This window comes from Spirosoma pomorum, from assembly GCF_054776615.1.
The window spans coordinates 1-12,388 of sequence record NZ_BAAHBP010000027.1 but is presented as its reverse complement, the minus strand read 5'-3'; the positions used below and the strand labels follow the sequence as shown (position 1 = coordinate 12,388).

Sequence of the window (12,388 nt, the reverse complement as noted above, 5' to 3'; positions counted from 1 at the left end):
TCATACGATAAACCCAACAATTATGGAAGGCTCATCAGCACTCACCGACGGCGCTCAACAGGCCAATATGGTCTCGAACGAGAACGCCGAAACCAAATACGGACAGGACCAGGGCGAAACCAATATGGTTAAGCTGGTTGACGGCAAACTGACCGAAATGGGCGACACCCACGATGACGTCATGGACGAACAGCTGCGAAATCGCTATAGCAGCGACGAGGAGCGGAGTTTGCAGGGCGATCAGCAACGGTCTAAAACATACGAAAACTCAGACGCTGCCTTGCGGGCTGGCGAAGTTATTGATAATCAAGTGATGCCGGAAAATCCGCACGCGGACGCCGAGATCACGGGCAACCCCGACGCGGGCGCTACTGTGAACGCAGGACTGCCAACGGAAGATGAGCCATCGAGCAAGAATGACTCAACGGCTACCAGCTCGTTTGCCATTCCGACGATGGGCGGCAATTCTTTGTCGGCAACAATTTATCCGTCAGCCGATATGATTCCGCAGACGCCCGGTACGCCTGATCCAATGCAACCAGTACCTGGCATTCCGGAAACGCCACCGACGCCACCAGCGCCGGGTCCAGAAGTACCCGATCTGCCAGGTTCTCCGTCGCCGGACAAGCCGGAGATTGAAGAGCCTAGCCAGCCCGATCGGTCGCACGAGATCAACGCGGGAGCGAACTTTGTCACCTATACGTCGTCAACTATTCTAACGCAGAAAATTGGCGAGAACGAAGTCGTCCAGGGTGAACCGTACGATGAATCGGTAGCCGGTCCTGACGATCAGGGAATGGATGTCAACCCGGCAACGGGCGATTCAGCGCACGCGTACGACGTAAACGCCAAAGATGCTGACCCGTACCAAACGAGCGAGCGGCCTGAAGAAGCGAGAGAAACGGAAAAGTATCCGCGTGAGATGCTGGACGAAAGCAGTACTCAAGCGCAGGATATGATTTCTGGCCCCGATCGTTCTGATCAGAAATCGACGGATGACCTCGACCGGAAATACAACGATCCAGAAGCGGCCCGCGAGATGGCTAGCTAGATTCACCTAATTTTGTCACGAAACAGGCCGTTTATCCACATAGCTCGTGGATAAACGGCCTGTTTCGTTGTAGATTTCCGATTACATTTACGGGTATAAAACCGAAACCATCCATGAAAAAACTGCTTATTCCCTGCTTACTACTCAGCACGCTGGCGCTGGCCAAGCCGCCCAAATGGACTTCGCTCTTTGACGGAAAATCGATTAAAGGGTGGCACAGCTACCACAAAGATGGCATCGTCGGCTGGAATATTGAAGACGGAATGCTGACGCCCGATGGCACCGGTGGCGATCTGGTAACAGATAAGGAATATGAGAATTTCGAACTGGAATTCGAATTTAAAATTCCTAAAGGGAGCAACAGCGGTGTCGTTTACAAAGTCATCGACAGCCCGGACATCAAATCGACCTACCTATCGGGGCCGGAGTACCAGGTGATTGATGATAACGGTTACATCGATCCCAGCGGCAAGCTAATTGACCTGAAGGAAGTGCAGCTAACGGGAGCGAACTACGACATGCAGCCCCCCTCCCCTAAAGGAACATCAAAACCCGCGGGCGAATGGAACAAAGGACGTATTGTGGTGAACAACAACCACGTTGAACACTACGTAAACGGCAAGAAAGTGGTTGAGTACGACTACGGCTCCGATGCCTGGAAAGCAATGGTTGCCAAAAGCAAATTTGCAAATGCTCCCTACGCGCAGGCTCACGCCAAAGGCAAAATCGCCCTACAAAATCACAGTCCCCGCGAACGTGTCTGGTACAAAAACATTCAGATCCGGGAGTTGTAATTAATAAAACTACTTCGTTACGTTTCGGCAACGGCCCTGGTTTGGCTAAACTGGGGCCGTTCTGTTTGGCTCTTTTTCCTAACTTTCTACAAGACTATGCCCCACCATGACGAAAAGCATTCGCTCAAAGCCATTCGCTTAGTTAATACCGCTGATGGGCAATGTACCTTTCAGACGGGCTATATTCCCACCAACGCTCACATAAAGACCAGCCATTTCTTCGGACAAACGCAGGTTGACGAGTACCAGAAACGCCCCCACCCCGCGCCCCGTACGCAATTCGTAATAACGTTACGGGGAAAGCTCCGCTTCAGCGTCAGTAATGGCGACACGTTTCTCATCGAACCAGGCATTATCCTCATCGCCGAAGATACCGCGGGTCCCGGCCACAGCTGGACGCTGATCGAGGGGGATCGTTGGGAACGGTTGTATATTCCCTTTCAGGAAGGCACGGAAACTTATTTCATTTCAGCTAACCCGTCGTCCTGAACTTTTTCAAGCCTGACTACGCAGCCCTGCTCCAGATCGACCAACGGTACTGGGAGGAACTAGCGCCAAAGCGAAGGTCAGTAACGCTGGGAAGAAGAATTTTTGTTACAGGCGGGTTTCGTCTGTCAGTATGCTGGCCTCGTCGTAGCGGGTACGTTACGTACGTTTTACGTCGGACCAGATAAGGTACCAGCTTTTTGTTTCATTGGGCAAGGCAGTTTTCACCAACTACGAAAGTGTGTCAACGAAAAACCCGTTGACGCTGGCCGTTTAAATATTTGAGCCAGCTGAGATCCTGCTAATTCAAAAAAAGGATTTATTCACCTTTCAGGAAGCGTTCCCTTCGCCGATCACAACACTAACGTTTATACGCTCTTACGTAGAACGCTGGCCCCCAGTCATTTTACCTTTTCGCTTTGCTATCATGACAGGTACCAGCGGTAGCAAAGATTTGAGTGTGTTGACAACTGTCACGGCTTGACAATCAACGTTTAAAGAAACGGAGCGTTTTGTGGGACAAATTTCTCAGACTATGTAGCGTAGCAATAAACCAATTATAGCCGCTCCACCAATAAGGTATAATTCGGAAAGTTTCTTAAATCGGTAGAGCACCCCCACTGTGCCGACAGCTATTAAAATAGCGGGTAAATCCACCAACTGCCGACGCGCTAACACCAGCACCGCTCCGGCAATGGCTCCCACTGCTGCCACGGTGATTCCATCCACCAGGGCTTTCACGCTTGGGTGCTTCCCCCATCGTTTGAAGTGTGGAGCGGACAGCACCGTAAACAGATAACAGGGTAGAAACGTAGCCACGGCCGCCACGCAGGCCCCTGGAAAGCCGGCGACCAAGTAACCAATGAAGGCAACTGTGATCACCACGGGGCCAGGTGTGATCATGGCTACGGCCACCGCATCTAGAAACTGTTGCTCGGTTAGCCACTCATACTCTTTGACGACCCCACCGTACAAAAACGGCACAATGGCTAACCCACTACCAAAGATAAAAGCGCCCGCTTTGGTGAAGAATAGAACCAGTTTCCAAAGTAGTGAATTGGTTGGTAGCGTAAGGGCTTGCAGCAAGAACGGAGCATAACCACTGCCTACGCCAGCTCGAATGAGTCCCGGTGTTTTGATCAGCCAGTAAATTCCTCCTGACAAAAGCACCAGCTCGAGTATCTCCTGCTCAGTAATGGCCGTAGCCAGGGCCGAGACCCCAAAGAGAACTCATCCGAGGAAGTCTTTTCCAACCGTTTTAAGGGTCAGCTTGTAGGTGCCCATCGCGATGATACCATTGACAGCAGCACCGATGCCATGAAAATAGCCTGCATCCAGGGCAATCCATTAAACTGAACGTAGGCCCAGCTGAGGGCCAACACCATCACAAACGAAGGCAGCACAAAGGCTACTCCGGCCAGCGTGGCTCCTAGAATTCCATAGTGGACATAACCCAGATAAATAGACAACTGAGCGGCTAAGGGCCCCGGCGCTAATTGCGCCAGGGCCATACCTTCCCGATAATCTTCTTCCGAAATCCACTACCGTTCGACTACCAAATCATGGTGCATGGCACTCACAAGGGCGGGTGGTCCCCCAAAGCCCAAAGTACCTAAGCGCAGAAAGTACTTCACTAAATCGGTTTGGGTATAGGACGCCTGAGGTGATTCCATCCCTGAAGTGAATTAAAAGACGATACCAAATTGAAAACCAACGGTAAAGGAGGTTGCGTGATTGTTGCCAAATCGAACTGGTAGTGGTAGGGCCACGAAATAGCTGTTGGTGGATCCTTTACGGACGATCTTGTTCAGAACGGGCGTAACTCCGTACCGGCCCGATGTTTCAAAGGCCAGGCGGGTGGCCAGGGTAAAATCATGGCCCAGATTAATTAGCACGCCGGGATGAAACAGTACATTAGACACCTTACTGGTGCCATTTTCGGCGCGGATCAGCGGCACGACTTCCACGCTAAAGCCAAGCTGTTTGGTTTTCCACAGGTTGAGACCGATGGGAAAGCCGACCACGTAATAACGATCAAAGTTGGTTTCGGTTCCAGTTTCGTTCCAAACAACTAGTGGATGCAGGATGCCTAAATAGCCTGCCATCCGTGGATACGCCAGTGCGACCGGTGTGGTTGGCGGTGGTGTTTGCGCCCATACGCTGGTTGACTGGGTAATGGTCAGTAGCGCGAAACCATAACTGATAAGAATAGAGAGCGTTTTAAAAGCTGCCCGGATAGGTGCGATGTAATACGGTTTATTCATCGAATGCGTAACTTTTAGCAAGGATACGCATTCGATGGGGCCGAAAATAGAACGGATTTTACCCGTTTGTATCTGCTTTACGTTTGGGCTTATTTTTCCGGTACTCCGAAGGGTTTTGACCCATCGTTTTTTTGAATATGCGTGTGAAGTGGCTTTGGTCAGAGAAACCCGTTAGGTAAGCAATTTCGGTTAATGTGTAAGTGGTCGTTTCCAGCAGCTGCAAAGCCTTCTCGATGCGGAGTTTACGGATATAATCCCCAAACGATAAATCATCGAAGTAGCGGGCAAACATGCGCGAAATGTATGCCGGATTGACCGCTACACTTTCTGATAACTCCGTCAGGCTGAGCGAAAGGTTCGTATCAATTTGATCCTGAATCAAGCCTTTCAATTCCTGCACCCAAACGGGTGGCTTTCGCTGGCCAGATGGTTTGAGATAGGCTTGTAACACCGCCAGTAGTAGCTGTTCGGTCGGGCTTTGGGTATGCCTGATGGCTTGAAGGTGCTTCGCCCAGCTATACAGGGCATCATAAATAATCATGCCCTGAATGAGCAGTTGCTGATCATCCTGGATATTAAAGGCAAGCCCTGCTGAGATAGCCCATAAGCCTGCCGATTGTGCTGCTAACGCGTGGTTATCGGTATCGGCACCGCGAACAATGGGGGCCATCACTTGCAAAGCCGCGTCGGCTAGGTCATATTTTTGCAGAAAATAATCGAACGTGCATCGGTCCTCGTAGTGAGAGTATTCGACTCCTGGTATATCGAAGGGTATCGCATTGAGGGCTTGCGCTTTGGGGAGAACTTGGTCTTCCGGCACAAAAATAATAGTGGCCTGCTGGTCGATGAAGCGTTTGATGAGCCAGGGGCAGGCCAGGCGGTCAATCTTGGGTCGTTCGCGGGTGATCCAGTTCATAACACGAACATACAGGATAGCTTGCTTACTTGTAGTCCCTTTTTGGTATTGTGAAACGCCCGGATCGAGAACACAAAAACTCTCTTTGTCTCATAGGGAAGCCTTTTTTGTGAGAACAGATCCAACAGCGAACACTTGATCGAACGCACCGTTGAAAATCTACGAAGGCGTCCTACTGGGAAAAAACATCTTCTCTGGAAAGCACAGTGAACATTTAAACCTTACCCTATAAACGTATCTACCCTGTGTAGATACATGCGTTCCGTAAGTATCTCTTGTCATACATATGTCTCCCCTTCACCAAATGCCTTGATGCCTACCAGATTCAATATACTTCTTGTTGATGACGATCCCAATGTATTGACTATCACGTAGGGCTACAAAGCGAATCTAACGGGCTGGATTTTTTAACCCTGCTGCGCAATCACCCGCAGGGAAAAGTTGTACCCGTCATCGTCCTAACGGGAATGGGTAAACGCAACGTCATCCAGGAGGCCTATCGCCGTGGGACCAATGCATTTATCCGAACCCGTTGTCTGATTGTACGACGCCAACGAGTCATTTATCAGTGAAATAAGTACACCAGGATATTCTCAATCGATGGTACGCTACTACCACGCCCGGTCCTGGACTGAGTAGTGGACAAGAAACCAGGCTGGTCGCGCCGAGTTAGCCACACCATATTTTGTCCAAAACTACTTCCGATAGCGCTAAGACATCTCTCTTAAGAGGCTAAGGTAGACGTTAGTTAGTATCCGACACGACCGGATCGAAGACACTTTTACAAGTTAGTCGCGGCCGACAGCAGCCTAACTATAAAATAGGAACCGCATATCGGCCCCCATTTGCAAAGTGGTAAACGCACAGTATTTGTCCAGGAAAAGAGCTTACCCACAAGCACTTCCCCTGATTAACCAAAGCTGGTTGTCAAAAAAGGAACTCCGGAAACCCAGAGTCCTTTCTCCTCTCACACCTGAGTAAACGCTTGAACAATACACTCACGTACAGATAAGAAAAATTACTCATATTTTGTTTATCTGTCTTTTTTACTGGACTCACAGTTACAGCATCCGTCGATTGAGTGACCAGCATAAATCCAGAGACATCAACGTAGGTAGTATCGCCCTTTCAGCTTAATTAATTATTAATCTGTGGTCAAATAAGTCAATTTTTGGTTAACTATTTATTTTTGTTTACTAATAAATTTACGAAGAGACGAATCGTTTGTACCCCTAATAGGAGCATTTAACAGTACTAGCAGGCTACCAGTTTTATAAGTATTTTTTACAATTTATACATCACTATAAATCTGCCTGTTGATATTACTCAACGTTTTTGAGTATATATACCTACAACAGTTCAAACACTAAGTTTTACTAATACTTGTTAATGTCCTGTTTTTCAGCACCAAATTATCTGTTTTTTGTGGTGGCACATTTTTTAGTCGTACAGACATTTAATTCTGAACGTACAACTCTAAATCAAGCTCTCGCTATGCCGTTACAACGACGTAAATACTCCCAGGATTACGTGCCCGAATCCCCCTATCTGTCCGGCGTACTAACCGGGCTCGTCGCGGGTCTTGCCGTTGGACTTTTGTTCGCCCCCCGGTCAGGTAAAGAACCCCGAAAACAGATTGCCGGTACAATCGGTGATCAGGCCAAGGAAGCTAAACACCAGTGGTACAAGACCAAGGCCCGGGACAGCGAAGCCGTTGACACCATCAAAACCAACGTTGGTCTGGTGGCTGACAACGTGGAGGACGAATTTAACGTATACGCCGATAAAGTAGTCGACCAGGCCAAGTCGGCAGTGGACAAGTTCAAGGATACGGGTAAGCTCGGCTGATTAGTCACCAGTTAGCCAGACAAAAGCAATGCCCATGAGCAGCTAGATAAAAGTATCTCGATTTAGCTAGCTGCCCCACTGACGCGCTGCCAGGTAGAGCGGACCGAACCTGGTATACTGCTTAGTACACTGCCAGCAAGGATCCATTCGATTCAACATCATTTACGCACACTTTCTTATCACTTCTATGGAACGCTTATCACTTCTATGGAACGGAATCGCTCGTATTCAACCGATGCGGCCTACAGTCGCCCTACCTTCACCAAACGTATTATCTGGAGTGCGGTCTTCGCGGGTGTACTGGTGGCTATTGTCTGTCAATTGCTGCTGACGCTGCTGGGCCTGGGTATCGGCTTTGGCAGCATCGATCCTGTGACCGAACAAAATCCGGCGGCAGGTCTGGGCATAGGTAGCGCCGTATGGTACGCAATCAGTAGCCTACTCTCCCTGTTTGCTGGTGGATGGGTTGCTGGTCGGCTAGCCAGTAGCCCCCAGTTGTTCGATGGTATCATCCATGGAGTACTTACCTGGAGCCTGGTAACGCTGATCACCATTTATTTTCTGACGACAACCATTGGCAGTCTTATCGGTGGCGCCGGTCGACTACTGGGTGGTATTGCCCGCACGGCTGGCTCAGTGGCTGGTTCGGTGGCGTCAGCGGCTGGCCCCCAGTTAGGGCAGGTCGTAAAAGGCGAACTGGCTAAAAATGGTATCGATCTGAACAATATCGACCTGGGTGGCCTGCGCAGGGAAGTCAATACGATTTTGCGCCAGACAGGCGATCCGGCACTGAGCCCCGACGCGCTGAAGCAAAAAGCCGAACGCGCTGGCGATCAGGCTCAGAACACAGTTAGCCAGGCCGCCGAGAACCCGCGGGCTGCTGGTACAATGGTTGATGGTTTGTTCGACCGGCTTTTTAAACAGGGGCAGACTACAGTCAGTCAGGTCGACCGCGATGATGCGGTGAACGTGGTCATGAAACGAACCGGAAAAAGCCGGGCCGAATCGGAGCAGATCGTCTCTAACTGGATCACTACCTACAAACAGGCAGCGGCTCGGTTCGAACAGACCAAACAGGAGGCCGTCGCAAAGGCGCGCCAGGCCGCGGACGCAGCAGCCTCAGCAGCAGCAAAGGCCGCCATTTTCGGTTTCTTCGGTCTACTGATCGGCGTGGCAGCGGCTGGCTACGGCGCAAAGATGGGCACCGAGTCAAAAGACGAGCTACTTACGAAAGGCCGCTCAAATTCCCTTGTCAACTAACGTCTAGGTCGATTTGCTGATTCGACGCTCAGGATCAGCAGTGGCCGGCTAATGCAACCGGACCGATTACGTTGCCGCGACGCCCTATCGACGTATAACAATAAGCGTTATCCCGACCAAGCCATAATCATTCGCTACTGTATAGCATTCGACCAACATGATAAAACTCTCATTTATTACACTACTTGTGGCCATTTGTCTAGGCCACCTCGGTGCGCAGGCCCAGTCCAATACCTTGTTACTCTACGGAAACGTGGGATTCAACTCCCAGAAGGTGGGCACTACGAGTTCGTCTGACTATACATTTGCCCCGGGCGTTGGCTACCAATGGAACGACCGTTGGACGGGTGGCTTTAACCTCGCCCTCAAGGGTAGCAACCAAACGGACAGGATGTCAAGTGTTGGAGCAGGACCGTTTATTCGATACACCCGCTCCTTGAGTGACATATTCGTCGTCTACGGCCAGTTCAACGCCGACTACCTATCGGGCAACACGGGGACCACAAGCTACAGGGGCTTCCAGGGTACGCTATTTCCGGCTATCGGGGTAAACCTAAAAAACAGCTTCGCGCTCAACTTCAACTTTGGCTCAATCAGCTTCAGCTCCCAAAAATTCGACGGGAACGCTGATCCTGCTACTAACGTAGGCTTTGCGTTTGGTAGTGGCATCGGCTTTGGCATGTCCAAAAACTTTGGTCTGGGCAAATGACCGTCTGGCCTACTTCAGTTCAAATACACCCCCAACTTTACGCACTATTGACAACAATGACAACAGGTCAAAAACTAACCGCTGAATTTATTGGTACGCTCTGGCTGGTCCTGGGCGGCTGCGGCAGCGCCGTACTGGCAGCTGCATATCCCGAGCTTGGTATCGGCTTTGTGGGCGTATCGCTCGCCTTTGGCTTAACGGTCATGACCATGGCGTATGCCGTGGGGCGTATCTCAGGTGGGCACTTCAACCCAGCCGTGACGGTAGGTCTTTTCGTCGGGGGCCATTTCGACCGCTCTCTGATTTTACCCTACATCGGAGCTCAGCTAATGGGCGGGCTTGCTGGCGCGGGTATCCTCTACCTGATTGCCAGCGGAAAGCCGGGCTTCGAGCTGGGCACCTTCGCGGCCAACGGCTACGGCGAGCATTCGCCGGGTGGCTATTCGCTTTTATCAGCGCTAGTGACCGAAGTGGTCATGACGTTTATGTTCATCATCATCATCCTGGGATCGACGCACAAAAAATCCCCCCGTGAACTGGCGGGGCTCGCCATCGGACTGGGCCTGACGTTGATTCACCTAATCAGCATTCCCGTCACCAACACTTCGGTCAACCCGGCCCGTAGTACAAGCCAGGCCCTCTTCGTTGGTGACTGGGCACTAGGCCAGTTGTGGCTGTTCTGGCTGGCTCCGATCGTCGGCGCCGTTTTGGCTGGCCTTGCGTACAAAAGGCTCATCGATCCCTCCGAAGTTGATCCTGACTGAGCTTCGTAACGGCTGACTGGTGGCTAGCCCTTACCAGTCAGCCTTTTACCTTTTCCCGCGTCACCCAACGGAACTGAATCTAGAAAAGATTCTAACTCTTAAAAATACGTTCTTCTCCAGTTGACCAGCCGTCGATGTGCTTGGAGACAACCATCGTTTATACGGTAGTCTGGACAGTGAAATCAATACCATGCTCAGCCAGTACATCTACTTTCCAACCCCTATCATACTCCTCATCTATCCGTCTGAACTAATCGACATCATATTCATTCGTTTCTCTGCGACACGCTATCAAACTTTTTCCTCGGGTCTGCGTACTACTGCTTTCCTCCCAGTTCGGGATCAACCGGCAAATCCAGCAGGGGAAAGTTATAAGCAAAAGTAAATACGCAATTCACCCTGCCGACAGGAGTACTATAGCTACTTTCGACAACATTAGCCAATGAATAAAACGTCAAGCTAACTACTAGTGGTAGTGGGTTATCCGTTTCCTGAAATGCCAGTTTAAGAAGCAGACGCATGAATGCTCCCTCGTCTCACGGGCGAGCGTTTGTTGAGAACTTAGCGAAAGAATACATGTTGCACTTTTCTGGGTGAAGTTGTGTAAGGATTCTTATGTTATGTGAAATAAATAAGATTACCCGCGCCACATAAGCCATTGAGACTGGATGAATTCTTCTTTGGAAAGGGGAAAGAAAAGGTGAGTATTATGTTAATGAAATATCCGTAGATTGAGCCTGCCAACTGCGAGTAAAGTACCCCTGAAAACGGCTTCTAGGTTATCATAACGTTAGATTATATAACAGAAACCTTATGAAGAACTTTCAATCATTGTATACTACAAAAGACCGTAACGTCACGAAAAGACTAATTGTATTGTTAGCAGCGCTTACGAGCCTGTCTACATCTGCATGCAGGAAGCCATTTTGTGAGGACCACTCCGACCAAGTATCAGGTGAAGCTCTTCGTTATATACAGAAGTTACCAGTACCCTCCGACGAGAATGGGGGTGATTTAGGTATGTATGGTATTCGTATTTCAGATAATCAACAATATCAAAAAGTGTTTAGAACCTACGCAGGTGTGACTCTGGATAGTATTGATTTCAGTAAATACGAGTTGTTGGGTTTGTCTACAGTGAACAGAGGTAGTCGTAGCAGCTATATACGTGATGTCAAGAAAGATGATACCAATAAAGTTATAACTTACACTGTAACGGAGGAATACTGTGTGCGCTCATCGCCTGTGGAGGGCAACAGCAATATCGTGCTGATTAACAAATTGCCACTTAATTATCGAGTTGAGTACAAACGAAATCAATAAGTATTTAGCTCATGCAATATTGCAAATCGCATTGCCAGTTATGTTTTTATTAACATAAATACACTTATACAACATGCAGAATCCTAATTTTTAAAACACTAGTTAATAAATTTGTTGAACAGTTAGTAGCTGGCAATTATCAGGCGGCAGTTGAGCTAAGTACAGGTGAAACGATAAAAAACAGTATTCGAAGTTAAGTTACAGATGCCATCAAATCATTCTTCACTTTCTAGAACAAGTTATCTTACAAAATTGCAAAGAGCAACTTTCAGTTTTGTAATCGTTGGATGTTTGATTGCCGGAGTTATGTGGTATGTAAACAGCCAGTATAAAAACGATAAAGAGGAAATTTTAAAAAACCCTGGTTTCGTTAACGGAGTTGTTGTTGCTAAAAGATCTTTCAAAGGAAAAGGGGTAGATGCCGATTATTATGTGAATAATATAAAGTATGAAGCCAGTTCCGGAGTTTCTAATGAATTCTTCAGAAAGTATTCAAATGGTGACAGCGTAGAAATTGTTTATTCAAAGAAAAACCCTTCAAAGGCTGTATTTAAGTTTGAATTGGTTCTTATAGATTGTAATCAACAATTAGTAAACTCACGCTGACTAATTGACCTATAAATTGTGCCGACTAGTTCCAATATCTCAACTGAAACAGATATTAGTGGAGATTACACGGGGGTGATCGTTGGAATAAAGTATTCTTGAATATTTTTCAGTTAGAACACGCTTTGTAATCCATTCATCAACTATACGGGGTTAATAGGTTGCACTTTTATTTACCACCTGCTATTAGTTATAGAACTACTCTAAAATAAGTACAAAACACAAGTGGTGACATCGTATGTCACCACTTGTGTTTTGTACAGGCCAATTGTACAACTAACTTAACTGCTATTATTATAAGAGCGTGTTTTGAAATCCATAAAGGCTGAGAGTCAGAGCATATTTGTGTCGACCAAGACATACAGCA

At 48.5% G+C, this 12,388-nt stretch carries 15 protein-coding genes; 9 read left to right on the top strand and 6 right to left on the bottom strand.

Annotation, left to right across the window (positions count from 1 at the left end):
* Positions 1 to 22: 22 nt before the first annotated feature.
* The 3 genes from ACYVAD_RS15630 (at position 23) to ACYVAD_RS15620 (ending at position 2,334) form a co-directional block, all read left to right on the top strand.
* Positions 23 to 1,051 (top strand): hypothetical protein, encoded by a 1,029-nt coding sequence (locus ACYVAD_RS15630; RefSeq protein WP_461140445.1) that lies wholly within the window; start codon positions 23 to 25, stop codon positions 1,049 to 1,051.
* A gap of 113 nt (positions 1,052 to 1,164) precedes the next feature.
* Positions 1,165 to 1,845, top strand: a complete 681-nt coding sequence (locus ACYVAD_RS15625) for a 3-keto-disaccharide hydrolase (protein WP_461140444.1) — start codon at positions 1,165 to 1,167, stop codon at positions 1,843 to 1,845.
* A 96-nt stretch (positions 1,846 to 1,941) separates the two neighbouring features.
* Positions 1,942 to 2,334: a cupin domain-containing protein gene (locus ACYVAD_RS15620; RefSeq protein WP_461140443.1), complete on the top strand. Its 393-nt coding sequence runs from the start codon at positions 1,942 to 1,944 to the stop codon at positions 2,332 to 2,334.
* A 525-nt stretch (positions 2,335 to 2,859) separates the two neighbouring features.
* Here ACYVAD_RS15620 and chrA read toward each other — a convergent pair.
* From chrA to ACYVAD_RS15595, 5 genes are all read right to left on the bottom strand, one after another.
* On the bottom strand, positions 2,860 to 3,495 hold the full coding sequence (gene chrA, locus ACYVAD_RS15615) for a chromate efflux transporter (RefSeq protein ID WP_461140442.1): 636 nt from the start codon (positions 3,493 to 3,495) through the stop codon (positions 2,860 to 2,862).
* Positions 3,496 to 3,596: 101 nt separating this feature from the next.
* Positions 3,597 to 3,842, bottom strand: a complete 246-nt coding sequence (locus ACYVAD_RS15610; RefSeq protein WP_461140441.1) for a chromate transporter — start codon at positions 3,840 to 3,842, stop codon at positions 3,597 to 3,599.
* Between the two features lie 30 nt (positions 3,843 to 3,872).
* Positions 3,873 to 4,004 (bottom strand): hypothetical protein, encoded by a 132-nt coding sequence (locus tag ACYVAD_RS15605; RefSeq protein ID WP_461140440.1) that lies wholly within the window; start codon positions 4,002 to 4,004, stop codon positions 3,873 to 3,875.
* 12 nt (positions 4,005 to 4,016) lie between these two features.
* Positions 4,017 to 4,595, bottom strand: coding sequence for a hypothetical protein (locus ACYVAD_RS15600; protein WP_461140439.1), 579 nt, complete (start codon positions 4,593 to 4,595; stop codon positions 4,017 to 4,019).
* Positions 4,596 to 4,653: 58 nt separating this feature from the next.
* On the bottom strand, positions 4,654 to 5,511 hold the full coding sequence (locus ACYVAD_RS15595; RefSeq protein ID WP_461140438.1) for a chromate resistance protein ChrB domain-containing protein: 858 nt from the start codon (positions 5,509 to 5,511) through the stop codon (positions 4,654 to 4,656).
* 1,494 nt (positions 5,512 to 7,005) lie between these two features.
* On the opposite strand from ACYVAD_RS15595, the gene ACYVAD_RS15590 reads away from it, so the two are divergent.
* The 4 genes from ACYVAD_RS15590 to aqpZ all read left to right on the top strand — a co-directional run bounded on the left by ACYVAD_RS15590 (position 7,006) and on the right by aqpZ (position 10,092).
* Positions 7,006 to 7,359, top strand: coding sequence for a YtxH domain-containing protein (locus ACYVAD_RS15590; protein ID WP_461140437.1), 354 nt, complete (start codon positions 7,006 to 7,008; stop codon positions 7,357 to 7,359).
* A 207-nt stretch (positions 7,360 to 7,566) separates the two neighbouring features.
* Positions 7,567 to 8,619 carry a hypothetical protein gene (locus ACYVAD_RS15585; RefSeq protein ID WP_461140436.1) on the top strand — a complete coding sequence of 351 codons (1,053 nt, stop codon included), beginning with the start codon at positions 7,567 to 7,569 and terminating at the stop codon, positions 8,617 to 8,619.
* Positions 8,620 to 8,776: 157 nt separating this feature from the next.
* Positions 8,777 to 9,328, top strand: a complete 552-nt coding sequence (locus ACYVAD_RS15580; RefSeq protein ID WP_461140435.1) for a hypothetical protein — start codon at positions 8,777 to 8,779, stop codon at positions 9,326 to 9,328.
* A gap of 56 nt (positions 9,329 to 9,384) precedes the next feature.
* Positions 9,385 to 10,092 carry an aquaporin Z gene (gene aqpZ / locus ACYVAD_RS15575; protein WP_461140434.1) on the top strand — a complete coding sequence of 236 codons (708 nt, stop codon included), beginning with the start codon at positions 9,385 to 9,387 and terminating at the stop codon, positions 10,090 to 10,092.
* Between the two features lie 317 nt (positions 10,093 to 10,409).
* On the opposite strand, the gene ACYVAD_RS15570 is transcribed toward aqpZ, so the two are convergent.
* Positions 10,410 to 10,613: a hypothetical protein gene (locus tag ACYVAD_RS15570; RefSeq protein WP_461140433.1), complete on the bottom strand. Its 204-nt coding sequence runs from the start codon at positions 10,611 to 10,613 to the stop codon at positions 10,410 to 10,412.
* A 292-nt stretch (positions 10,614 to 10,905) separates the two neighbouring features.
* On the opposite strand from ACYVAD_RS15570, the gene ACYVAD_RS15565 reads away from it, so the two are divergent.
* On the top strand, positions 10,906 to 11,415 hold the full coding sequence (locus tag ACYVAD_RS15565) for a hypothetical protein (RefSeq protein ID WP_461140432.1): 510 nt from the start codon (positions 10,906 to 10,908) through the stop codon (positions 11,413 to 11,415).
* 204 nt (positions 11,416 to 11,619) lie between these two features.
* Entirely contained in the window at positions 11,620 to 12,021 is a 402-nt protein-coding gene (locus ACYVAD_RS15560) for a DUF3592 domain-containing protein (protein WP_461140431.1), read from the top strand.
* Positions 12,022 to 12,388: the final 367 nt, after the last annotated feature.

Coding starts and splice junctions, on each gene's coding strand:
- ACYVAD_RS15590 (WP_461140437.1), top strand. CDS start 7,006: ATGCCGTTACAACGACGTAAATACTCCCAGGATTACGTGCCCGAATCC.
- ACYVAD_RS15560 (WP_461140431.1), top strand. CDS start 11,620: ATGCCATCAAATCATTCTTCACTTTCTAGAACAAGTTATCTTACAAAA.
- ACYVAD_RS15625 (WP_461140444.1), top strand. CDS start 1,165: ATGAAAAAACTGCTTATTCCCTGCTTACTACTCAGCACGCTGGCGCTG.
- ACYVAD_RS15580 (WP_461140435.1), top strand. CDS start 8,777: ATGATAAAACTCTCATTTATTACACTACTTGTGGCCATTTGTCTAGGC.
- ACYVAD_RS15585 (WP_461140436.1), top strand. CDS start 7,567: ATGGAACGGAATCGCTCGTATTCAACCGATGCGGCCTACAGTCGCCCT.
- ACYVAD_RS15605 (WP_461140440.1), bottom strand. CDS start 4,004: ATGGAATCACCTCAGGCGTCCTATACCCAAACCGATTTAGTGAAGTAC.
- ACYVAD_RS15630 (WP_461140445.1), top strand. CDS start 23: ATGGAAGGCTCATCAGCACTCACCGACGGCGCTCAACAGGCCAATATG.
- ACYVAD_RS15620 (WP_461140443.1), top strand. CDS start 1,942: ATGCCCCACCATGACGAAAAGCATTCGCTCAAAGCCATTCGCTTAGTT.
- ACYVAD_RS15570 (WP_461140433.1), bottom strand. CDS start 10,613: ATGCGTCTGCTTCTTAAACTGGCATTTCAGGAAACGGATAACCCACTA.
- ACYVAD_RS15565 (WP_461140432.1), top strand. CDS start 10,906: ATGAAGAACTTTCAATCATTGTATACTACAAAAGACCGTAACGTCACG.
- ACYVAD_RS15595 (WP_461140438.1), bottom strand. CDS start 5,511: ATGAACTGGATCACCCGCGAACGACCCAAGATTGACCGCCTGGCCTGC.
- aqpZ (WP_461140434.1), top strand. CDS start 9,385: ATGACAACAGGTCAAAAACTAACCGCTGAATTTATTGGTACGCTCTGG.
- ACYVAD_RS15610 (WP_461140441.1), bottom strand. CDS start 3,842: ATGGCCCTGGCGCAATTAGCGCCGGGGCCCTTAGCCGCTCAGTTGTCT.
- ACYVAD_RS15600 (WP_461140439.1), bottom strand. CDS start 4,595: ATGAATAAACCGTATTACATCGCACCTATCCGGGCAGCTTTTAAAACG.